Below are 20,706 nucleotides of genomic sequence, written 5' to 3' on the forward strand. Positions count from 1 at the left end.
CCGACCTTCTCGCGCGTGTAGGACAGGTTCGGTCCTAATCGTCTGGCATTCTCGGCGGATGCGAGAAACCCCCGGCCGGCTGCTCCGGCTGCTGTCGCTGCTGCAGATGCACCGCGACTGGACCGGCACGGAACTGGCCGCGCGGCTTGACGTGACGACCCGGACGGTCCGCCGCGACGTCGACCGCCTGCGCGAGCTGGGTTACCCGGTGCACGCGGTGATGGGCCCGGTCGGCGGCTACCGCCTCGGCGCCGGCTCCGAGCTGCCCCCGCTGCTGCTGGACGACGACGAAGCCGTCGCGGTGACGATCGCCCTGCACACGTCCGGTGCGGAGGAGGCGTCCCAGCGGGCGTTGAGCAAGCTGTCGCGCGTGCTGCCGTCCCGGCTACGCCACCGCGTGGCGGCGCTGGAGGCGAGCATGCTGGCGCTGCCGGCGCGCGGGCCGGTGGTGGAGCCGGCGGTGCTGACCGCGGTGTCGGCGGCGATCCGCGACGCGGAGACGCTGCGGTTCGACTACGTGAGCCACGACGGGAGCGCGTCGCGCCGGTCGGTGGAGCCGCACCGCCTGGTGTCGTGGGGGCGCCGCTGGTACGTGGTCGGCTGGGACACTTTGCGCGCTGACTGGCGAACGTTCCGGGCGGACAGGGTGTCTTTGCGTACGCCGAACGGGCCTCGCTTCACGCACCGCGAGCCCCCGGACGGCGACTTGACGGCGTACCTGACCCGGACGATGGGCCGCGAGATGTGGCCGTTGCGCTGTTCGCTCCGGGTCTTCGCCCCGGCGTCGGAGCTGGCGGGGCGCGCCGAGGGCGAGGTGACCCCGATCGACGCGGGAAGCTGCCGGCTCGAGCTTGCGTCCGATTCGTACGACATCGTGGTGTTCGTGGTGGGGATGCTGGATGTCGAGTTCGAGGTGGAGTCACCACCGGAACTTGCGGAGCGGCTTCGGGTGCTCGCGAACAGGTACACCAATGCCGTCAGAGACCGCCGCTGAACACACCCCTCAGCTCGTCGACCGGTGCGTCGGTCTGCACCTCCTTGCCCATGACCCGGCTGATCAGTGACACCAGTGCCCGCTCGCGATGGCTCACGAACGTCTCGAAGTCGTCGTTCCGCAGGTCAATCGCGAAGATCTGGTGTGAGTGCACGTTCTTGTCGACGGTCTCGGGGGTCGTTTCGGCGCTCTTCGCGAGCCCGCGCAGGTAGACGGACGGCGGCCGGCCGCCGATGATCCGGTTGGTGCGCGCGGTCAGCGGCGTCTTGTTGATGATCGAGTTGTACCGGTTGGCGTCGATCCCGCTCTTCTCGCACCACACCTTGGGGAAGACGTGGTGGATGTCCACGGCGTTGTCGAAGTAGTTCTCGTCGGACATGTCCGAACCGGTACACCAGTCCAGCGGTCCTTCGTGCAGGAGCAGGGCGTAAAGGCCCTTGTAGGCGGCGGAGCCCGGGTCCGCAGTGACCACAACCGACTGGAGACGAACTGGGCTTCCTGGACGGTCCGGGGCTCGGTTTCAGCTCCGCGAACCCAGTCCACGAGGTCGGGGACATCCCTGGCGAACCGTGTTTCGGTGGTCCCGCCGTACAACTCGCCGAAGACGCCACACCAGTACCAGCGGGTGATCTTCTGACGGGCGCCGACCGTGTCCGCCTGGTGTCGCAGGAGTGCGAAGACCGCGGCCATCGGGATGAGCTGACTGCCGTACGGCAGGAACCGGGTGTCGAAGATGTGCTGCGCGTGGAGGAACTGGGCCGCGGCCTTGAGCCCGTCGGTCACGTCGGGCGCCCACTTGCGGTACTCGGCCAAAGTCAGGTTGAGCATGTCGGCCCGGCGGCAGCCGATCCGGGGCGCGCTGGCTTCGTCACGCCCTGCCTCGATGGCGGCCTGCCGCCGCTCGATGGTCGCCAGCAACGCGACCGCCTGCAGGAAGTCGGTGTTGGCGACATTGCCGAGGATGTTGTACTTGCCGTCGCTCCAGGTCGCGACGCGGTCCTTCCAGTCTTGGCGCAGGTCGAAGTCGTCGGCGGCGAACGTGGCGGTGAGCAGCTCGAAAACCGTGAGCGTCACGCCACCCGTGTTGACCTTTTCGAAGACCTGACAGACGGCCTGCCGGGGTGTGCCGCGGCCGAGTTCGATCACCGGCAGCTGGTACTGGAGGAAGCGCTGGACGACCGCGTCCTGGAAGCTGCCCCACAGTTTGAAGTTCTGGCTCTGCAGCTCGGGGGAGTACTGGCAGAAGCCCATCATCCACTGCATGGAGTCGAACAACGCGGTGCACGGGAACATCCGCGCCGCGTACTCCTTCTCCGGCGTCGAGAGGTCCAGGACCGGGCGGCCGCGGAAATCCAGGCGGATCTTCGTCTCCGGCACGAACACGATCGCGTCCTCGCGGTCACCGTCGTCAAGGACGGCATGCTCCATGTCGAGGTAGAACCACCCTCGGACGTCTTTGCCTCGGACGTCCTGGGTTTCGACGGGAGCGTTGCGGAAGATCGACTGGTACAGGGACGTCAGCCGTTGCTGGCCGTCGAGGATCAGCCGATCGGGTGCGGTGCGCGACGATGGCTGCGCCCCTTCGACGGCCCGGGTCTTGAACCGCGTGTCGCCACCCTGCCTCAGCATCATGATGGTGCCGGCCGGATAGCCGAGCGAAATGGACGCGATCAGACTGGCGATGTTGCGGTCCGGCCACACCCAGCCCCGCTGGAATTCCGGCAGCTGTGTCTCACCTCGGTCGACCTGCGTCAGCAAGTCCTTGAGAAACTCCTTCTCGATGCCGAAGGCCTCAACACCCACGTCTGCTCCTGTCCTCTTCGCCGTCCGCCCTATGTCGTGGGATCTCGGCGAAAAGTTTCAGGGTGAAGGTCAAGGACCGATATCGATCGTCATCGTCGCTGATCAGGTGTGCGTGCCGCCGTCGATGCGGATTTCCGTGCCCGTGATGAACTTCCCGTCATCCGAGGCCAGCATCGCCACCACTCCCGCCACCGTCTCCGGGCCCGCCACCGGGTTGCCCACCTCGGTCGTGTGGTCCGTCGGGAGGATCGGCAGCAACCTCCCGAACAGCGTGAAGTCGATGTCCTGGGGCAGCCAGCTCGCCGCCGAGTCCGTGATGCCGCTCTTCACGCTGCCCGGGGCGATGCTCACCGCGCGCAGGCCCTGCTTGCTGTACTCCAGCGCCAGCGAGTGCGTGAACGCCTGAATTCCGCCCTTGCTCGCGCAGTACGCCGCCATGTACGGGTGGGCGAACGATGCCGAGGTCGAACTGAAGTTGACCACCACGCCGTGCTCGGACTCCAGCAGTGCCGGCAACGCTGCCCGCGTCACCAGGAACGTGCCCGTCAGGTTGACCGCCAGCACGCGGTTCCACAGCTCCAGCGACGTCTCGTGCGTGTGCGACGCCAGCAGGATGCCCGCCGCGTTGACCACCACGTCGAGCCCGCCGAGCGCGTCGACCGCCGACGTCACCCCGGAGGCCACCGACTCTTCGTCGGCGACGTCCATGACGTACGTCGTCAGGCCCCCGCGCGGCGCGGCTTTCTGGGTGTCGATCAGCCCTTCTTCGGAGACGTCGGTCCCGATGACCAGCGCCCCCTCTTCCAGCAGGCGGTGGGTGGTGGCCCGGCCGATGCCGGAGCCGGCTCCGGTGACCAGGATTCGGCGATCGCGCAGGCGTTCCATGGCGATCACCGTAGCCAAGAAACTAGAGCGCGGGCACCCTCTCGGACTCGGGCGGCGGGCCCGGCGGGGTGCCGTCGCCGAACGGGCGGCCGCCCAGCTCATCGCGGTGGTGCGGCGTGACCCAGTTCGCCACGTCGGGCCCCAGCGGCACGATCCCGGACGGGTTCACGTTCTTGTGCACCACGTAGTAGTGCTCCTTGATCTGCGGGAAGTCGATCGTGTCGCCGAACCCGGGCGTCTGGAACAGGTCGCGCGTGTACGCCCACAGCACCGGCAGCTCGGTCAGCTTCTGCCGGTTGCACTTGAAGTGGCCGTGGTACACCGCGTCGAACCGGACGAGCGTGGTGAACAGCCGGACGTCGGCTTCGGTGATCGTGTCGCCGACCAGGTAGCGCTGGTCCGCGAGCCGCTCCGACAGCCAGTCCAGCCGCGAGAACAGCTTCGTGTACGAGTGGTCGTACGCCTCCTGGGAGCGGGCGAACCCGCACTGGTAGACCGCGTTGTTGACGTCCGTGAACACCTTCTGCGCGACATCGTCGATCTCGTCGCGCAGCTTCTCCGGGTACAGCTCGGGCGCGCCGGCGCGGTGGTACGCGGTCCACTCGGTGGACATGTCGAGGGTCATCTGCGCGAAGTCGTTGGTGACGACCTGGCCGCTCGGGACGTCGACGAACGCCGGCACGGTGATGCCGCGCGGGTACTCCGGGTCGCGCTTGAAGAACGCCTCCTGCAGGCGCTCGATGCCGAGCACCGGGTCCTTGCCGCCGGGGTCGAGGTCGAAGCTCCAGCTCCGCTCGTCGTGGACCGGCCCGGCGATGCCCATGGACAGCACCGGCTCGAGGCCCAGCAGCCGCCGCACGATCACCGCGCGGTTGGCCCACGGGCAGGCGCGGGCGACGACCAGCCGGTAGCGGCCGGGCTCGACCGGCCAGCCGTCGCGGCCGTCGGCGGTGATGCGGTCGGGGATGTAGTTCAGGTCGCGCTTGTACTCGCCCTGGTCGGTCATCGGCGTCCTCAGCAGTCGTCGGTCGGGGGAGTGGCGTCCAGCGCCGCGGCCAGCCGGGCCAGCACGGGCCCGGCCGTGCGGATGTCCTCGACGTCCAGGTGATCGAACACCGAAGCGCGCACGCGCGCGAGGTGAGCCGGGTAGGCCGCCTTCAGTCTGGCAAGTCCGGCGTCGGTCAGCACGGCGTTGGACGCGCGCCCGTCCTCGGCGCACTTGCGCTTCGCGACCAGGCCGCGGCGGGTGAGGTCGTCGACGACCCGGCTGATCCGGCTCAGCGACAGCCCCGTGGTCGCGGCCAGCGCCGAGATGCGGAGCAGGTGGTCCGGCGCTTCGGACAGTGCGACCAGCACACCGTAGTCGGTGATCGCGAGGCCCGTCTCGGGGAGGAACTGGTCCTCGAGCGCACGCGGCAGCGCGGTCGTGATGCGCATCAGCGACCGCCAGAACGGGGCTTCGTCGGGATCGAGCGCGTACGGTTCACCCATATCGGCGAGTCTAGCGAAAGCTTGCTTGCGCAACCAGTAAATGTGAGTACAGTGTTGTTGAACCCTCAATCACCTGGGGGACCACACGGAGGAGAGAAGCCAGCATGACCAGCGCGACCACCTACCCCCAGCTGACCGGTGAGTACACCCTGGACGCCGCCCACTCGCGGATCGGGTTCGTCGCCCGGCACGCCATGGTGACCAAGGTCCGCGGCAGCTTCAACGAGTTCACCGGAACTGCGACGATCGACGGTGACGCCCCGGAGAAGTCGTCCGCCCAGGTCACCATCCAGGCACACAGCATCGACACCCGCAACGCGGACCGCGACGGGCACCTGAAGAGCAACGACTTCCTGTCGATGGACGAGTACCCCACGATCACCTTCACCACCACCGAGATCAAGCAGACCGGCGACACCTCCTTCGACGTCACCGGCGACCTGACGATCAAGGACGTCACCCGTTCGGTCACGATCCCGTTCGAGTTCGAGGGCTCCGCCAAGGACCCGTTCGGCAACGACCGGATCGGCTTCGAGGGCTCGACCACGATCAGCCGCAAGGACTACGGCATCACCTGGAACGCGGCCCTCGAGACCGGCGGCGTCCTGGTGAGCGACAAGGTCACCCTCGAGTTCGAGATCTCGGCGATCAAGAACGCCTGACTTCGGGAGCGGGGGCCGGCGTCAGTGCCGGCTCCCGCTCGCCCGCAGGTTTTCGATCCCGACGTCGAGCGCCGCTTCGAGGTGCTCGATGCCGCCGGTCGACAGCATCACCACCACGCCGCCCTGCAGTCCCGCGAGCAGGGCGGCCGCCGCGCGTTCGGCGTTCAGCCGCGGGTTCACCTCGCCGGTGTCCTGCATGCGGCGGATGCCCGCCTCGAGCTCGTTCTGCCAGGCGCGCAGCAGTTCGCTCACCACGGCCTGCGCCCCCGGTGTCGCGCGGCCGAGCTGGGAGATCAGCACGTTGAGCGGGCAGTACTGGCCCCGCTCGCGGTAGTGCGAGACGACCGTGTCGCGCCAGCGCCGCCACGCCGCCCAGGACGCCAGCTCGCCGAGCTGCGGCTGCTGGGCCGCCATCACCTGGCCGGCTTCGAACTGCGCCACCGCCAGCAGGAGCTCTTCCTTGCCGCCGGGGAAGTAGTGGAAGACCTGGCTCTTGCTGGTGCCCGTCCGCGTCCGGACGTCGTCGAGCGTCGTGACGGCGACGCCGCGCGCGCGGATCTCCGCCGCGGCGCCTTCGATGATCCGCTGCCGCGTCGCGGCGCCCTTCGGGGTCAGCTTTGGACTCACCGGTCCACTTTAATTCATTGTCGCAAAACGGGGCTAGACGGGACAATCCCGGCATGTCCACGCTCACGCCGTTCGTCGTCCTGGCGGTGATCGGTGCCGTGTCCGGCGCGGTCACGGCGTGGCTGATCCTCCGCCGGAACCCGCCGGTCCAGGTGCTCACGCCGTCGGCGCCTCCGGAGCCGATGGAGCCCGAGGTCACCGCGCGGCTGCTGGCCGACGACCACGCCGCCCGGCTGGCCGCGCTGGCCCACCTCGCCGAGCTGGCCGACGCCGATCCCGCGCGGCGCCAGGACTGCGTCGACGAGATCACCGCCCAGCTCCACTACCGGTGGCACGACCCGCGGGCGTGGCAGGCGGAGCTCTGGCGGCTCCTGCTCCCGCACCTGCGGCGGGACTTGCCGCGCTTCTGGCCCGGGATGTACCTGCGCACCGAAAGCCTCGTGCTCCACGACGTGGACCTGCGGGGCTGCGAGGTCCTCGACGTCGTGTTCCGCAGCGTGCGCTTCGTCGGCGACGCCCACTTCGAAGGGGTCGTCTTCACCGGCCTGGCGTGCTTCGAGGAGGCGTGTTTCGCCCGCCACGCCTGGTTCGGGGGAGCGCGGTTCGGGGTCGGCGCGGACTTCGAGAACGCGACCTTCACCGGGAGCGCGGACTTCGCGCGGGCGACCGCGGGCCGCGCGATGTGGTTCGACGAAGCCCGGTTTTCAGCGCGCACGGACTTCTCGGAGGCCGTGTTCGCCGACGACGTCTCGTTCGCGGGAGCCGGTTTCGCGGGCCGCACCACGTTCCGCGACGCGCGGTTCGCGACCGACGCCTTCTTCGGCGGCGCCCGGTTCGGCGGGCACGCCGACTTCGCGGGCGCGACGGCGGAGCGGTTCCGGTTCCCCCGGGCCCGGGTCCGCACCGACGTGCACGGAGTGCGCGCCTGGCCGGACGGCGTCCGCCCGGGCGAGCCCGCGCCGCACCGGCCGGGACGGTGGGCCGAACTGCGCGACACCGGAACTCCCGGTGCACGAAAGGGTGAATCTTGAGCCGGTGACCGGGGAATCGCCGATATTCGTTTCCCGCGGATTCGGAAGATCCGGACACTCGACGTCGTGACTGCAGACGCGGACCGGCGGGAGCGCGACCTCTGTTCGGTGGCCGGGGAGGGCCTCACCGCCGACGAGATGGGCGAGGTCGTCTCCCGTGCCGTCGCCGCACTGGTCGCGCACGACTCCCTCCACGTGTGCTGGCGGAACCCGGTCTCGGACATGCCCTCGTTCGGCTTCTGGCACCGGCACACCCCGAAGGTCGACTGGACGCAGCTGATCACCTTCTACACCGGCCAGGAGGCGGCCCACCCCGCCGAGCTGGTGCGCCGGGGCGTGCTTGGGCAGGTGGTGAACGCCCGCGACCGGCTCGCGCACAAGATCCTGGTGGACAACGGGTTCGGCAGCGAGCTGCGGCTGCTCCTGCGGGGCCCGCGCGGGGTGTGGGGGACGCTCGCGCTGTTCCGGGAGCACGGCGGCAGGCCCTTCGAGCAGGACGACGTCGGCCGCGTCGCCCGGCTCGTCGCCCCGCTCGTGGCGGCGTCGCGCAGCTACATCAAGGCACCCGCCTTGCGGCCGCCCGACCGGGACCTGCCCCCGGGCGTCATCCTGGTGGGCGCCGACCACGCGGTCCGCGGGATCACGCCGGAGGGGCACGCGTGGCTGCGGGAGATCCGCCTGCCGGGGTCGCTGGCCGATCCCGGGTGGGCGGCGACGGCCCTCTCGTGCGAGGTGGCGATGGCCAGCCGGCGGTTCGCGCGCGATCCGGCGACCCCGCGCCCGGTGGCCTGCCTGCCCTCGGCCTACGCCGGGCGCTGGGTCAGCGTCCACGGCCAGCCCCTCGACCCCGGCGGCCGGGGCGACGTCGCGGTGATCGTCCAGGCGGCCGGCGTGGAGCTGCTGCCCGCGCTGTCGTCGTGGTACGACATCACCGGACGCGAGCGCACCGTCATCGGCCACCTGCGCGACGGCATCCCCGCCAAGCAGATCGCGCGGCGGCTCGACGTGTCGGTGCACACCGTGAACGAGCACCTCAAAGCCGTCTACCGGAAGGCCGGCATCAGCAGCCGCGAGGAGATGGTGGCCGTGCTGTCCCGGTGACACCCCGGCGTCACGGGTGCGGGTTGCGCCGGAAGAAGGTCCACATGCGATCGGTGATGTCGGTCCGGTCGTCGCCCCCGGGCCAGAAGTGGGTGCCGCGGTAGACCCGCCAGACCACCTCGACGCCCCCTCGGCACGGGCCGTACGCGGCGGCTTCCACCGGCACCCCGGGTTCCGTGACCGGGGTCGCCGGGCAGCCGTCGCGCCGCACCCAGTCGTCGCGGTGCGCGACGGCCAGCGGCGGAAGGCTGATCAGGTCGCCGTCGCTGTGGAACAGGCCCACCGAGATCGGGCGGCCCGGTTCGCAGGGACTGCCGGTGAACGAGGGCGACACCCCCGCGTAGGCGGCGACCGAGGCGAAGACGTCGGACGCGTCGCACGCGAGCCGCGCGGACATGTTGGCGCCGCTGGAGAAACCCTCGACGTGGACCCGGCGGGGATCGACGCACCAGGTCCGAGAGACGTCCTCGACCACCGCGCGAAGGTAGGCGACGTCCTCGGAGTTCCGGGCGGCGTCCCACACCAGCCCGGCCGCCGCGGACGGATAGGCGACGACGAAGTGCCGATCGGCCGCGATCGACGACCACCGGGTTTCCCTTTCGTGCAGGGCATACGGCTGGAGCGCGCCGTGCAGGCTGAGCAGCAACGGCACCGAAGCTCCGGACAGGCCTGGCGGCACGTTCACGTGGTAGGCCCGGCCCGCCGCCTCGCGGGCGACGGTCCCCGATGTGGGTGACAGGGTGCAGGCCGAGCCGCTGGCCGTGGCAGCGGCGGACGGTCCGGCGCCGAGGAAGCCCACGCCCATCAGGACGGCGAGAACCCCGGCGACGAGCCGCCTGCGGACGCGGGTGGATGTGGGCACCATGGTTCGAACTCCTCTTCGACGGTCTGCCGCGGTCGGTCGTGAGTGAGAAACAGTGTTCTAACGCTGTTTCTCACTCACGACCCTGGGGTGGGATCAGCCGAAGTTGCCGGTGGCGACGGCCTTCCAGTCGTTCGCGCAGCCGGGGCCGCACTTCCAGGACAGGCGCGGGTCTCCGGTCACGCCGCCGCGGCCGTCCAGCGTCCAGGTCGCGACTTCACCCGTGGTGGCGTTGTGCCAGACCACGTCGTTCTTGAAGTCGTTGTTGAAGTCGTTCACCCCGACGATCTTCCACTGGTTCGCGCAGTCGGGCCCGCACTTCCAGGACAGCTTCAGGTCGCCGGTCACCGTCTGCTTGCCGTTCAGCAGCCAGGCGGCCACTTCGCCGGTGGTGGCGTTGTGCCACAACAGGTCGTCGAGGCCGTCCTCGTCGAAGTCGCCGGCCCCGACGACCTTCCACTGGTTCGCGCAGGTGGGCCCGCACTTCCAGCTGAGGTCGGGGTTGCCGGTGACGCGCCCCTTGCCGTCGAGCAGCCACGTGCTCACCTGGCCGGTGGTGGCGTTGTGCCAGACGATGTCCGACTTGTTGTCGGCGTTGAAGTCCCCGATGGCGACGGCCTTCCACTGGTTGGCGCAGTCCGGACCGCACTTCCAGTCGAGGGTCAGCGCCTCCGTGACGGTGCCCTTGCCGTCCAGGATCCAGGCCGACAGCTCACCCGTCGTGGCGTTGTGCCACAGCACGTCCGAGGTGAAGTCGTTGTTGAAGTCACCCGCGCCGACCACCCGCCACTGGTTCGCGCACTCGGGCCCGCATTTCCACGACAGCCGGTTTTCGCCGACCACCGTGCCGTGCCCGTCGGTGAGCCAGGCACCGACGTCACCGGTCCTCGGGTTGTGCCACAGCAGATCCGCGTTGCCCGCCACGGCCTGGGCCGGCGCGACGGTGAACGCGAGCGCCGCCGCGGTCACCCCGAGCACGGCCGCGATCTTCTTTCCCAGCATGGTTTCTCCCCCTCATGGTCAACGATGTCGACCACCGAAGGGTCCGCCGGCGCGGGGGAGCGCGGGAACCCCCAGCGTTGAGGGTTGACAGGACGAGGTGCCGCCGGTAAGCCGGAGTCAGCCGCGGATCGGCACGTCTGCCCCATCGCGCAGGAACACCGGGATCCGGTCCGCCGGCGCCGCCGCCGCGACCGTGACCCCGCCCTCGCGCCGGGCGCCGGTCACCGCGTCCGTCCACACCGCACCCGCCGGAAGGTACACCTGCCGGGAAACGACGCCCGGCGACAGCACCGGCGCGACCAGGATGTCCGGCCCGAGCAGGAACTGGTCGTCGACGTCCCACGCCGGCGCGTCCGCGGGGAAGTCGACGAACAGCGGCCGCATCGGGGGGACGCCGTGTTCGTGCGCGACCCGCATCTGGGCCATCAGGTACGGCCGCAGCCGCTCCCGCAGCCGCAGGGACTCGGTGATCGCCGCGTACGCGGGAGCGCCGTAGGACCAGGCTTCGTTGGGCCCGCCGGTCATCTCCGGGCCGAACGGTGGCCGCGGGTCGCGGAAGCCGTGCAGGCGGAACAGCGGGCAGAACACGCCGTACTGGAACCACCGGACCATCAGTTCCCGGTAGGAGGGCGACGCCGGGTCGCCGCCGTGGAAGCCGCCGATGTCCGTCGTCCACCAGGGGATCCCGGCCAGCGCCACGTTCAGCCCCGCGCGGACCTGCACCCGCAGCGACGCCCACGTCGCCGGGACGTCACCCGACCACAGCGCCGCGCCGAACCGCTGGCTGCCCGCCCACGCCGAGCGGGACAGCAGTACCACCTCATCGTCGCCCTCGGCGCGGATGCCGTCGTGGAACGTCTGCGCGTTCGCCTGCGGGTAGAGGTTGAACACCTCCGCGCCCGGGCCCGCGTGGAAGCCGAGGTTGTGCGGGTGGCCGGGCTGGATCTCCGGCTCGTCGCCGTCCAGCCACCACGCGCGCACGCCGAGGTCGTAGTAGTTCTCCTTGACCTTCGACCAGACGAACCGCCGCGCCGCCGGGTTGGTCGCGTCGTAGAACGCGACCGGCATCTCGGTGCCGAACCCCTTGTCCTTCCACGGCGCGTGCGCCGGGACCCCGCTCTCGGCGGCGACGAGCAGCCCCTTCTCGTGCAGCTCGCGGTAGTTCGAGGACAGCGGGCTCACCGACGGCCACACCGACACCATCAGCTTGACGCCCAGCTCGTCGAGCTCGCGTACCAGCCCGGCCGGGTCGGGCCACTCGGCGAGGTCGAACTTCCAGTCGCCCAGGTGCGTCCAGTGGAAGAAGTCCGCCACGATCACCGACAGCGGCAACCCGCGTGCGTGGTATTCGCGCGCCACGGACAGGAGCTCGTCCTGGGTGCGGTAGCGCAGCTTCGACTGCCAGAACCCGGCCGCCCACTCCGGCAGCATCGGCGCGTAGCCGGTCGCGTCGGCGTAGTGGCCGAGGATCTCGCGTGGGCCGTCGCCGGTGGTGACCCAGTAGTCGAGCTGGCGGGCGTCGTCGGCGACCCAGCGGGTGCCGTTGGCGGCGAGCTCCACCCGGCCGACCGCGGGGTTGTTCCAGAGGAACCCGTAGCCGCGGCTGGACAGCAGGAACGGCACCGTCACCTCGGCGTTGCGCTGCACCAGGTCGAGCACGAGGCCCTTCTGGTCGAGCCGGCCGTGCGTGTGCTGGCCGAGACCGTAGATCCGCTCGTGGTCATAGGCGGTGAACCGCTGCTCGAGGCGGCCGTACCCGTTGCGCGAGGGCATGAACAGCCGTGCGCCGGGCCACCAGAAGTGCGCGCGCTGCTCGGACAGCAGTTCCTCGCCGGTGCCGGTCCGGACGAACTTCAGCTGCGCGTCGATCCCGGTGTCGGTGTCGGCGATCTCGACGATCGCGGTGAGCGGGCCGTTGACGAGCTTGCCGATCCGCTCGTCGGCCGAGGCGGTGGCGGCCGACGGCTTCGCGGGCAGCAGCGCTCCCGGGACGTCGTCGAGGATGCGGTGCCGGCCGGCGCGCACGCGCACGCTGCCGTCACCCCACGGTTCGACGCGCAGGACCTCGTGCCGCACGGTGACTTCGAGCGAGCGGCCGTCTTCCGAAGTGATCACGCGGTCTCCTTAGTCTTTGACGGCGCCGCTGGTCAGCCCGGCGACGACGTACCGCTGGGCGACGACGAGCAGGACGGCCGCGGGGACCGCGGCGAGGACGGCGGTGGCCATGATCCCGTTCCAGTCGGCGGACTGGTTGCCGACGAACCGGTAGATGCCGACCGTGATGGGCTCGAAAGACTGCCCGGTGGTGAGGGTGACGGCGAACAGGAAGTCCGCCCAGGCGAACAGGAACGAGAACAGCCCGGCGGTGACCAGGGCGTTGCGGCTGACCGGGAGGATGATCGAGCGGAACGTCCGCCAGTACCCGGCACCGTCCACTCGCGACGCTTCGGTGAGCTCCCTCGGCACCGAGATCATGAACGCCCGCAGCAGGAGCACCGCGAAAGGGATGGTCGCGGTCGAGTCCGCCAGGACGAGCCCTAGGTAGTTGTCGATCAGGCCGAGGTTGCTGAACACGGTGTAGAGCGCGTTGGCCATCACGATGCCCGGGATCATCTGCACGATGAGCAGCACGAACACCAGCACCGGCCCACCGCGGACCTTCAGCTGGGCCAGCGCGTACGACGCGGGCGCGGCGATCACCAGCGACACGAGCACGGTGCCGAGCGCGATGACGACGCTGGAGAGCAGGTGCGGCCCTTGGGACGAGACCGCCTTGCGATACCCCTCCAGGGTGCCGCCGACGGGGAAGAACGCCGGCTCCGGGGCCAGCAGCGCGCCGCTGGGCTGCAGGGACGCGTTGACCATCCAGTACAGCGGGAACAGCAGGACCGCGACGATCAGGACTCCGGCCACCGTCCGGGCTTTCACGCCGCCGCCTCGGCCAGGGTCGCCTTCGCCGAGCGCAGGTACAGCAGCCCGAACGCGGTCGCCACGAGGATGAGGACGTTGCCGACGGCGGCGCCTTGCCCGAACGCGAAGTCCCCGAAGCTCAGCCGGTAGGACCACGTCGTGAGCGTCTGCGTCGCGTTGGCCGGGCCGCCGCCGGTGACGACCATGATCACGTCGAACACCTTGATCGTGTAGACCAGCCCGAGCATGAGGACGATGCCGGTGACCGGCCGCAGCAACGGCCAGGTGACGTGCCGGAACCGCTGCCACGCGCCCGCGCCGTCCAGCGACGCGGCTTCGTAGAGCGACGCGGGGATAGCGCGCAGCCCGCCGTGCAGGATCACCAGGTTGAACGGGATGCCGATCCAGATGTTGGTGAGGATCACCGCCGGCAGTGCCCAGCTCGTGCTGCTCAGCCACGGCACCGCGTCGAAGCCCAGCAGCCGCAGGGCCGCGTTCAGCACGCCGTGGTCCTGGTCGAACATCCACCGCCAGACCGCGCCGCTGACCACCAGCGGCAGCAGCCAGGGCAGCAGGAGCAGCGACCGCAGCAGCTGGCTGCCGAGGAACCGGCCGCTGAAGAAGACCGCGAGCGCGAGGCCGATGCCGAACTGGAAGACGAGCGACCCGGCGGTGAACAGGACGGTGTTGAGGACCGCCGTCGAGAAGAGCGGGTTGTCGAACACGGCGGCGTAGTTGGCGAAGCCGACGAAGGGCGCTTCGCCGGTGTAGAACGACTTCACCGTGTAGTTCTGCGTGCTCATCACGACGTTCGCGGCGAGCGGGTAGCCGAAGAACACCCCGATGTAGACCAAGGCCGGCAGCAGGAACAACCACGCGGCGGACCGGTTGTCCCGCCGGGGTTTCCGGCCGGCGCGGGGAGGTGCCGCGACGGCCGGAGCCACCAGGGTCACGAACCGCTCGCCTGTTGCGCGGCCTTCAGGGCCTGGTCGGCCGGCTGCTTCCCGGTCAGGGCCGCCTGCAGCGCGTCGGCCAGTGCTTGCGAGACCTTCGGGTACTTCTCGCCGAGCTCGGCGGTGCGGGAGCGGGCGGTGCCGACTTCGTCGACGAACGCCTGCATGGCGGGCTGCTCCGCGCCGAACTTGGTCGCGGCGGCCGTCTTCGACGGGATGTAGGCGTGGGCTTTGCTCCACTCGAGCATCGTCGGCTCGGAGAGGATGCAGGAGAGCACCTTGCCGGCCGCCTGCTGGGCGGGGCCGCTGGTGACCGGCACGGTGCCGACCTCGCCGCCGAGCGCGACCACCGGCTTCGCGCCCGCCTGCGGCACCGGGATCGGCACGACGCCGTAGTGCAGGGACTTCTGCTCGTCGAGCCGGGCCAGGTTCCAGGACCCGTTGACCATCATCGCCGCGTTGCCCGCGACGAACTGGTCGGCGACGTCGTTCTGGTTCCACGTCACCACGGACTTCGACGCCGAGCCGGAGTTCACGAGGTCCGTGACGAATTGAAGCGCTTTCACGGACTGCGCGGAGTCCAGCTGGGACAGTTCGGCGCCGTTGCTCCAGAAGAACGGGAGGAACTGCCAGGTGCCCTCTTCGGACGGGATGGCGGAGAAGGCGAGGCCGTACTTGCCGTCCTTGGTGAGCTTCGCCGCGGCGGCCTTCAGCTCGTCCCAGGTTTTCGGCGGTTCCACGCCCGCCGCGGTCAGGAGGTCCTTGTTGTAGATGAGCGCGAGGCCGTTGACGCCGGGGGCGACGCCGTACACCTTGTCCTGGTAGGTCCCGGCCTTGACGATGCTCGGGTAGTAGCCGTCGGTGGTGATGCCGTAGCCGTCCAGCGGGGTGAGCGCGCCGGTCGCGGCGACCTGCTGCAACGTCGGGTTGTCGGTGAAGAGCAGGTCCGGCAGCGTCTTGGAGCTGGCGCCCTGCAGGACCTTGGGCAGCATCTGCGCGGTCGGCACGGTCTGGCGCTGGATCTTGATCCCGGTCTGCGACGCGCAGGCGTCGAGGATCTTCTGCCACGCCGCGGAACCCTGCTCGTCGGCGTAGTAGTCGAGTTCGGTGATGGACGAAGCGGGCGCGGCACCCGAGCCGGTGGACGGGGGAGCGGGGCTGGGGCTGCAGGCGGCCAGCAAGGCGGCGCTCGCGGCCAGGATCAGGGCGCGACGGGGTAGGGACATGGTGATCCTCCTTCGACGCTGGAGCAGAACCGGGGCTAGGCGCGGGGCGCGGCGGTGCTGTCGCGCCGGGTGAGGCGAGGCCCGAGGAGCCGGACCTCCGGGGTGGTGTGGCCGGCGAGCCGGCGCATGGTCATCTCGACGGCCTGGGCCCCGACCTCCTCGGCCGGGATGGCGACCGTGGTCAGCGCGACCGGGTGCTGCGCGGCCATGGTGTCCGGGCAGACCGCGACGACGGAGATGTCCTCGGGCACCCGCAGGCCGCGGTGGCGCAGGTCCGAGAGCAGGCCGGGCAGCACGGCCTCGTTGTGCACGACCAGGCCGGTCAGGTCCGGGTCGGCGGCGAGCAGGTCGTCGAGGCAGGCGCTCACCGCTTCGTAGGAGTGGGCGCACGGCCGGTTGGTCGCCCGGATTTCCCGGTTCTTCGCGGCTTCGTCGAACCCGCGCAGGAACCGCGTCGCGTAGCTCGTGCCGCGCCGGTACACGGCGGGGGAGGGGCCGATCAGCGCGACCGAGCGGTGGCCGAGGTCGGCCAGGTGCGCGACGCACGCCGAGCCGGCGGCGGTGAAGTCCAGGTCGACGCAGCTCAGCCCGGCCGGGTGGTCGGGCACGCCGATGAGCACCACCGGCAGGTCGAGCGCGATGAGCATCGGCACCCGCGGGTCCGCGGCTTCGATGTCCATCACCATCAGCGCGTCGGCGATCGCCGACGACGCCACCCGCTGCAGCGCGGCGGGGCCTTCGTCCTTGGTGAGCAGCAGGAGGTCGTGGTCGTGCGCGCGGGCCGCGGTGACCGCCGAGGCGACGAACTCCATCACGACGGCGACGTTGAGGTCCGTGCGCAGCGGGACGACCAGGGCGAGCACGTTCGTCTTGCTGCTGGCGAGCGCACGGGCCCCGGCGTGCGGGTGGTAACCGAGCTTGCGGATACTCTCCTCGACCAGCCGCCGGGTCTTCGGCGAGATCGAGCGCTTGCCGCTGATCACGTACGACACCGTGCTGGGTGCCACGCCCGCCGCCGTGGCGACGTCGTTGATCGTGACCACGGGCGGCCTCCTGGGGACGTGACGGGGCTGAACTCTGTCGAAGCGCATCGACAATGGCACGAAGGTAGGGGACACCCGGCCGAAACACAAGCAGGATTCGCCATCGGAAGATATTCGATTCGCATTCGACGATCATCGCTCGCGTCGAAACTGTCGAACGCACCTGATGGGAGATCTTTCCGCAGCTCAAGCGGCAGTTTCCGAAGCCGGCCGGACTTCCTGGGTGCGCTCCCAGAAAGTCTTGACCCGATGCTCACACGACTGTAATAGTCGTCACCATCCTCACCTTCGACGCGAATGGTTCCGCGTCGCACTGTCGAAACGATTCGACGATTCCGGGAGGCCGTCCGTGCGCCAGTCCCCGCTCCGCCGTGCCCTCGTCCCGCTGGTGGCCGCCACCCTGCTGCTGGCACCCGCGCCGGCGCTCGCGGCACCCCCGCCGCCGTTCCGCGACCCGGCCCTGCCGCTCGCGACGCGGATCGACGACCTGCTGTCCCGGCTGACGGCCGACGAGAAGATCTCGCTGCTGCACCAGTACGAGCCGGCCATCCCGCGGCTGGGCATCGGCGTGTTCAAGACGGGCACCGAGGCGCTCCACGGCGTCGCCTGGTCGACGGACTACGACGACAACGGTGCGGTGGTGAAGGCCGACGGCACGGTGTTCCCGCAGGCCATCGGCTTGGCTTCGACGTGGGACCCGGCGCTGGTGAAGCAGGTCGGTACGGCCGTCGGGCAGGAGGCGCGCGGCTTCAACGTCCGCAACCCGACGCTGTGGGGCCTCAACCTCTGGGCGCCGGTGGTCAACCTGCTGCGCGACCCGCGGTGGGGCCGCAACGAGGAGGGCTACTCCGAAGACCCGTACCTCACCGGGGCGCTCGCGACGGCATACGGCCGCGGCATCCAGGGCGACGACCCGAGGTACCTGCAGGCCGCGCCGACGTTGAAGCACTACCTCGCCTACAACAACGAGGTCAGCCGCGACACGAGCAACTCCTCCGTGCCGCCGAAGATCCTGCACGACTACGACGAACAGGCTTTCAAGATCCCGCTGCAGGCCGGCGCGGCGAACGGCGTCATGCCGTCGTACAACCTGGTCAACGGGCGGCCGAACACCGTGAGCCCCGACCTCGGCGGCCTGCTCCGCAAGTGGGCGCCGCAGGACATCGTCGTCGTCAGCGACGCCGGCGCACCGTCCAACCTGGTCAACTCGGAGAAGTACTACGCCACCAAGGCCGAAGGGGACGCGGCGGCGATCAAGGCCGGGCTCGACAGCTTCACCGACAACGACACCAACGGCTCGATCACCGTCGAGGCCGTCAAAGAGGCGCTGGCGCGCGGCTTGCTGACCATGGCCGACGTCGAGAAGGCCGACCGGCACCTGCTGTCGCTGCGCTTCCGGCTCGGCGAGTTCGACCCGCCGGGCCGCAACCCGTACGCGAAGATCACCCCGGCCGTCATCGACTCGCCCGAGCACCGCGCCCTCGCCCGGAAGGTCGCTGACGAGCAGGTCGTCCTGCTGCGCAACAACTCGAACGCGCTGCCGCTGGACGCGGGCAAGAAGAAGGTCGCGGTCGTCGGCCCGCTGTCGGACACCCTCTACGAAGACTGGTACAGCGGTTCGATGCCGTACCGCGTCACGCCGAAGCAGGGCATCGAGGAGCGGCTCGGGACCTCGGTGGCGTCGTCCGAAGGCGTCGACCGGATCGCGCTGAAGGACCTCACCACCGGTCGCTACCTGACCGCGCCCGCGTCGCCCGGCAAGGTGACCGCGGGCGGGACCGTCGCGGGCACCGCGGAGTCCTTCGACGTCTTCGACTGGGGTGCGGGCAAGAACACCCTGCGCGCGGCGGCGAACGGCAAGTACCTGGGCTATGCCGGCGGCGCGCTGGTGAACGACGCCGACCAGCCGTCGGGCTGGTTCGTGCAGCAGCAGCTCAAGCTCGACCCGCAGCCCGACGGCAGCTACGTGCTCGAATACGGGGGCAACGAGGTCACCGAGCCGTGGTTCGGCCCGAACCGCTTCGCCGTCGTCGGCGCCGACGGGGTCCTCACGATCTCCGCGCCCGACGCGGCCCACGCGACGAAGTTCGGCCGCGAGGTGCTCACGAGCGGCGTCTCCTCGGCGGTCGCCGCGGCGCGGGGCGCGGACACGGCGGTCGTCGTGGTCGGCAGCATGCCGTTCATCAACGGCCGCGAGGCGAACGACCGGACGAGCACGGAACTGGCGCCGGCGCAGCGGGCGTTGATCGAGGCCGTGCAGAAGGCCAACCCGCACACGGTCGTCGTGGTCGAGAACAGCTACCCGACGACCGGCTGGGACACGCTTTCGGTGCCGGGGATCGTGTGGACGAGCCACGCGGGCCAGGAGACCGGGCACGCGGTCGCGGACGTCCTCTTCGGCGACCACGACCCGACCGGGCGGCTCACGCAGACCTGGTACGCCTCCGACGCGGGACTGCCGAGCATCCTCGACTACGACATCGCGAAGACCGGTCTCACGTACCAGTACTACCGCGGGAAGCCGTTGTACCCCTTCGGTTACGGGCTGAGCTACACGAGCTTCCGGTACGGCTCGCTGCACGCGGTCCGCGCCGGCAGTTCGGTCCAGGTGAGTGTGGACGTGACCAACACGGGCGCACGGTCCGGAACCGACGTCGTCCAGCTGTATTCGAGCAAGGCCGGCGTGCAGCGATTGCGGGACTTCACCCGCGTGACGCTCAAACCGCACGAAACACGCACGGTGAAGTTCTCCGTGCCGGTGGCGGACCTGGCGTCGTGGAACGTCTCGGTCGACCGGTCCGTGCTGGCCGACGGCGTCTACGAGTTCTCGGTGGGCCGCAACGCGACCGACCTCTCCGCGGCACAGCGGGTGTACGTGCCGGGGGAGCGGATCCCACCGCGCGACCTGAGCCGGCCGACCGCGGCGCAGAACTTCGACGACTACGCCGGGACGACGTTGACGGACACGGCGAAGACCTCCGGAACTTCGGTCGCGGCGTCGTCCGGGAACTGGCTGGCGTACCGCGATGTCGCGTTGAACGGTCCGGCGCGGTTCTCCGCTTCGGTGTCCACAGTGGAGTCAGCGCATGTCACCGTGCGGCTGGACTCGCCGACCGGCCGCGTCCTGGGCACGGCGTCGGTACCGTCCACAGGGGACCGGTACGCGTACACGACGGTCACGGCCGCGCTGGCCAAGGTCACCGGCCGCCACGACGTGTACCTGACCTTCGACGGGCCGGTGAACCTGGCGACGTTCTCCCTGCGGTGACTAGGGTTTCCGGCCGACCCCGGCGTACGGCAGCGCGTTGATGGCCGGGTCGTCGGACATGTCGCCGGCGCCCTCCGGTTTCCACATCGCGCAGCCGACCACGCCCGGCTCGACCACCTCGAAGCCGTCGAAGAAGGCGAGCACCTCGTCGTGCGTGCGGGGGACCGGCTGGTTCTGCTGGTCCTGGTTGCTCCTGTACACCTCGACCGCTTCGTCGAGCCGGCCCGCCTCGGAGTCCGCCGCGACGTGCGTCACCGCCAGGAAACTGCCCGGGGACAGCCGGTCGCGGTAGCGGGCCAGGATACCGGCCGGCTCCCACGAGTCCGGCACGAAGTGCAGCAGCAGCAACATGAACACGCCGACCGGCTGGTCGAGGTCGAGCAGCTTGCCGGCGCCGGCGAACACGTCGTTGACGTCGCGCAGGTCCGACTGCAGCACGAGGCAGTTCTCGTTGTCCTGCAGCAGCAGCTCGCTGTGCGCCACCGCCACCGGCTCGCGGTCGACGTACACCACCCGGCACGACGGGTCGGCCTGCTGGACGATCTCGTGCAGGTTCCCCACGGTCGGGATGCCGGAGCCGATGTCCAGGAACTGCCGGACGCCGGAGTCGACCATGAACCTCGCCGCGCGGCGCAGGAACGCGCGGTTGAGGCGGGCCGCGTCGCGCACGCCCGGCATGATCTTGAGGATCTGCTCCCCGAGCGCGCGGTCGGCGGCGAAGTTGTGGTCGCCGTCGAGCCAGAAGTCGTACACCCGCGCCGGGTTCGGCACCGTGGTGTCGATCTCCGGCGGTACCCAGCTCAGTTCCCCGGTCACGGGACCTCCCACCCTCGCTTGACGAGGCCGGA

General features: G+C 70.1%; 18 protein-coding genes. 5 read left to right on the forward strand and 13 right to left on the reverse strand.

Annotated elements, in window-relative coordinates:
- Positions 1-58: 58 nt before the first annotated feature.
- Positions 59-994 carry a helix-turn-helix transcriptional regulator gene (locus tag ACZ7OU_RS29850; RefSeq protein ID WP_470257756.1) on the forward strand — a complete coding sequence of 312 codons (936 nt, stop codon included), beginning with the start codon at positions 59-61 and terminating at the stop codon, positions 992-994.
- Positions 995-1,249: 255 nt separating this feature from the next.
- Here ACZ7OU_RS29850 and ACZ7OU_RS29855 read toward each other — a convergent pair whose 3' ends face one another.
- From ACZ7OU_RS29855 to ACZ7OU_RS29870, 4 genes are all read right to left on the reverse strand, one after another.
- Positions 1,250-2,797: a GmrSD restriction endonuclease domain-containing protein gene (locus ACZ7OU_RS29855; protein WP_470257757.1), complete on the reverse strand. Its 1,548-nt coding sequence runs from the start codon at positions 2,795-2,797 to the stop codon at positions 1,250-1,252.
- A gap of 102 nt (positions 2,798-2,899) precedes the next feature.
- Positions 2,900-3,682: an SDR family NAD(P)-dependent oxidoreductase gene (locus tag ACZ7OU_RS29860; RefSeq protein ID WP_470257758.1), complete on the reverse strand. Its 783-nt coding sequence runs from the start codon at positions 3,680-3,682 to the stop codon at positions 2,900-2,902.
- A 22-nt stretch (positions 3,683-3,704) separates the two neighbouring features.
- A complete protein-coding gene (locus ACZ7OU_RS29865) occupies positions 3,705-4,688 on the reverse strand; it encodes a glutathione S-transferase family protein (RefSeq protein WP_470257759.1) in 984 nt (327 codons plus the stop codon).
- 8 nt (positions 4,689-4,696) lie between these two features.
- Entirely contained in the window at positions 4,697-5,173 is a 477-nt protein-coding gene (locus ACZ7OU_RS29870) for a MarR family winged helix-turn-helix transcriptional regulator (RefSeq protein ID WP_470257760.1), read from the reverse strand.
- A 104-nt stretch (positions 5,174-5,277) separates the two neighbouring features.
- Between ACZ7OU_RS29870 and ACZ7OU_RS29875 the strand changes: the two genes are divergently transcribed.
- On the forward strand, positions 5,278-5,835 hold the full coding sequence (locus tag ACZ7OU_RS29875; protein WP_155543674.1) for a YceI family protein: 558 nt from the start codon (positions 5,278-5,280) through the stop codon (positions 5,833-5,835).
- Between the two features lie 21 nt (positions 5,836-5,856).
- Here ACZ7OU_RS29875 and ACZ7OU_RS29880 read toward each other — a convergent pair whose 3' ends face one another.
- Positions 5,857-6,462 (reverse strand): TetR/AcrR family transcriptional regulator, encoded by a 606-nt coding sequence (locus tag ACZ7OU_RS29880; protein WP_470257761.1) that lies wholly within the window; start codon positions 6,460-6,462, stop codon positions 5,857-5,859.
- Between the two features lie 53 nt (positions 6,463-6,515).
- On the opposite strand from ACZ7OU_RS29880, the gene ACZ7OU_RS29885 reads away from it, so the two are divergent.
- Together ACZ7OU_RS29885 and ACZ7OU_RS29890 are read left to right on the forward strand one after the other, a co-directional pair.
- Positions 6,516-7,493, forward strand: a complete 978-nt coding sequence (locus ACZ7OU_RS29885) for a pentapeptide repeat-containing protein (RefSeq protein WP_470257762.1) — start codon at positions 6,516-6,518, stop codon at positions 7,491-7,493.
- A gap of 66 nt (positions 7,494-7,559) precedes the next feature.
- The gene (locus tag ACZ7OU_RS29890; RefSeq protein WP_470257763.1) at positions 7,560-8,594 is read left to right on the forward strand and encodes a helix-turn-helix transcriptional regulator; all 1,035 of its coding nucleotides are present in this window, start codon (positions 7,560-7,562) and stop codon (positions 8,592-8,594) included.
- Positions 8,595-8,604: 10 nt separating this feature from the next.
- Here the strand turns inward: ACZ7OU_RS29890 and ACZ7OU_RS29895 are convergent, their stop codons facing one another.
- The 7 genes from ACZ7OU_RS29895 to ACZ7OU_RS29925 form a co-directional block, all read right to left on the reverse strand.
- The gene (locus ACZ7OU_RS29895) at positions 8,605-9,459 is read right to left on the reverse strand and encodes a CE1 family esterase (RefSeq protein ID WP_470257764.1); all 855 of its coding nucleotides are present in this window, start codon (positions 9,457-9,459) and stop codon (positions 8,605-8,607) included.
- Between the two features lie 93 nt (positions 9,460-9,552).
- On the reverse strand, positions 9,553-10,458 hold the full coding sequence (locus ACZ7OU_RS29900; RefSeq protein ID WP_470257765.1) for an FG-GAP repeat domain-containing protein: 906 nt from the start codon (positions 10,456-10,458) through the stop codon (positions 9,553-9,555).
- A gap of 117 nt (positions 10,459-10,575) precedes the next feature.
- Positions 10,576-12,573 carry a glycoside hydrolase family 31 protein gene (locus ACZ7OU_RS29905; RefSeq protein ID WP_470257766.1) on the reverse strand — a complete coding sequence of 666 codons (1,998 nt, stop codon included), beginning with the start codon at positions 12,571-12,573 and terminating at the stop codon, positions 10,576-10,578.
- A 9-nt stretch (positions 12,574-12,582) separates the two neighbouring features.
- Positions 12,583-13,386 carry a carbohydrate ABC transporter permease gene (locus tag ACZ7OU_RS29910; RefSeq protein ID WP_470243767.1) on the reverse strand — a complete coding sequence of 268 codons (804 nt, stop codon included), beginning with the start codon at positions 13,384-13,386 and terminating at the stop codon, positions 12,583-12,585.
- On the reverse strand, positions 13,383-14,312 hold the full coding sequence (locus ACZ7OU_RS29915; protein WP_470259011.1) for a carbohydrate ABC transporter permease: 930 nt from the start codon (positions 14,310-14,312) through the stop codon (positions 13,383-13,385). Before ACZ7OU_RS29915 ends, ACZ7OU_RS29910 begins: the two co-directional genes overlap by 4 nt.
- Before the next feature lie 5 nt (positions 14,313-14,317).
- Positions 14,318-15,547, reverse strand: coding sequence for a sugar ABC transporter substrate-binding protein (locus tag ACZ7OU_RS29920; RefSeq protein WP_470257767.1), 1,230 nt, complete (start codon positions 15,545-15,547; stop codon positions 14,318-14,320).
- Positions 15,548-15,582: 35 nt separating this feature from the next.
- Positions 15,583-16,590 (reverse strand): LacI family DNA-binding transcriptional regulator, encoded by a 1,008-nt coding sequence (locus ACZ7OU_RS29925; protein WP_470257768.1) that lies wholly within the window; start codon positions 16,588-16,590, stop codon positions 15,583-15,585.
- 349 nt (positions 16,591-16,939) lie between these two features.
- Here ACZ7OU_RS29925 and ACZ7OU_RS29930 point away from each other — a divergent pair, with 349 nt between their 5' ends.
- Complete coding sequence (locus tag ACZ7OU_RS29930) at positions 16,940-19,858, forward strand: glycoside hydrolase family 3 C-terminal domain-containing protein (protein ID WP_470257769.1); 2,919 nt, start codon at positions 16,940-16,942, stop codon at positions 19,856-19,858.
- On the opposite strand, the gene ACZ7OU_RS29935 is transcribed toward ACZ7OU_RS29930, so the two are convergent.
- Positions 19,859-20,674, reverse strand: coding sequence for an SAM-dependent methyltransferase (locus tag ACZ7OU_RS29935; protein WP_470257770.1), 816 nt, complete (start codon positions 20,672-20,674; stop codon positions 19,859-19,861).
- Between the last annotated feature and the right edge of the window lie 32 nt (positions 20,675-20,706).

The sequence above is a fragment of the Amycolatopsis sp. NPDC114505 genome (assembly GCF_055633615.1).

Bases quoted from the DNA above. Each gene is read 5' to 3' on its own strand.
- ACZ7OU_RS29850 (WP_470257756.1), top strand. From the start codon at position 59: ATGCGAGAAACCCCCGGCCGGCTGCTCCGGCTGCTGTCGCTGCTGCAG.
- ACZ7OU_RS29860 (WP_470257758.1), bottom strand. From the start codon at position 3,682: ATGGAACGCCTGCGCGATCGCCGAATCCTGGTCACCGGAGCCGGCTCC.
- ACZ7OU_RS29865 (WP_470257759.1), bottom strand. From the start codon at position 4,688: ATGACCGACCAGGGCGAGTACAAGCGCGACCTGAACTACATCCCCGAC.
- ACZ7OU_RS29870 (WP_470257760.1), bottom strand. From the start codon at position 5,173: ATGGGTGAACCGTACGCGCTCGATCCCGACGAAGCCCCGTTCTGGCGG.
- ACZ7OU_RS29875 (WP_155543674.1), top strand. From the start codon at position 5,278: ATGACCAGCGCGACCACCTACCCCCAGCTGACCGGTGAGTACACCCTG.
- ACZ7OU_RS29885 (WP_470257762.1), top strand. From the start codon at position 6,516: ATGTCCACGCTCACGCCGTTCGTCGTCCTGGCGGTGATCGGTGCCGTG.
- ACZ7OU_RS29895 (WP_470257764.1), bottom strand. From the start codon at position 9,459: ATGGTGCCCACATCCACCCGCGTCCGCAGGCGGCTCGTCGCCGGGGTT.
- ACZ7OU_RS29900 (WP_470257765.1), bottom strand. From the start codon at position 10,458: ATGCTGGGAAAGAAGATCGCGGCCGTGCTCGGGGTGACCGCGGCGGCG.
- ACZ7OU_RS29920 (WP_470257767.1), bottom strand. From the start codon at position 15,547: ATGTCCCTACCCCGTCGCGCCCTGATCCTGGCCGCGAGCGCCGCCTTG.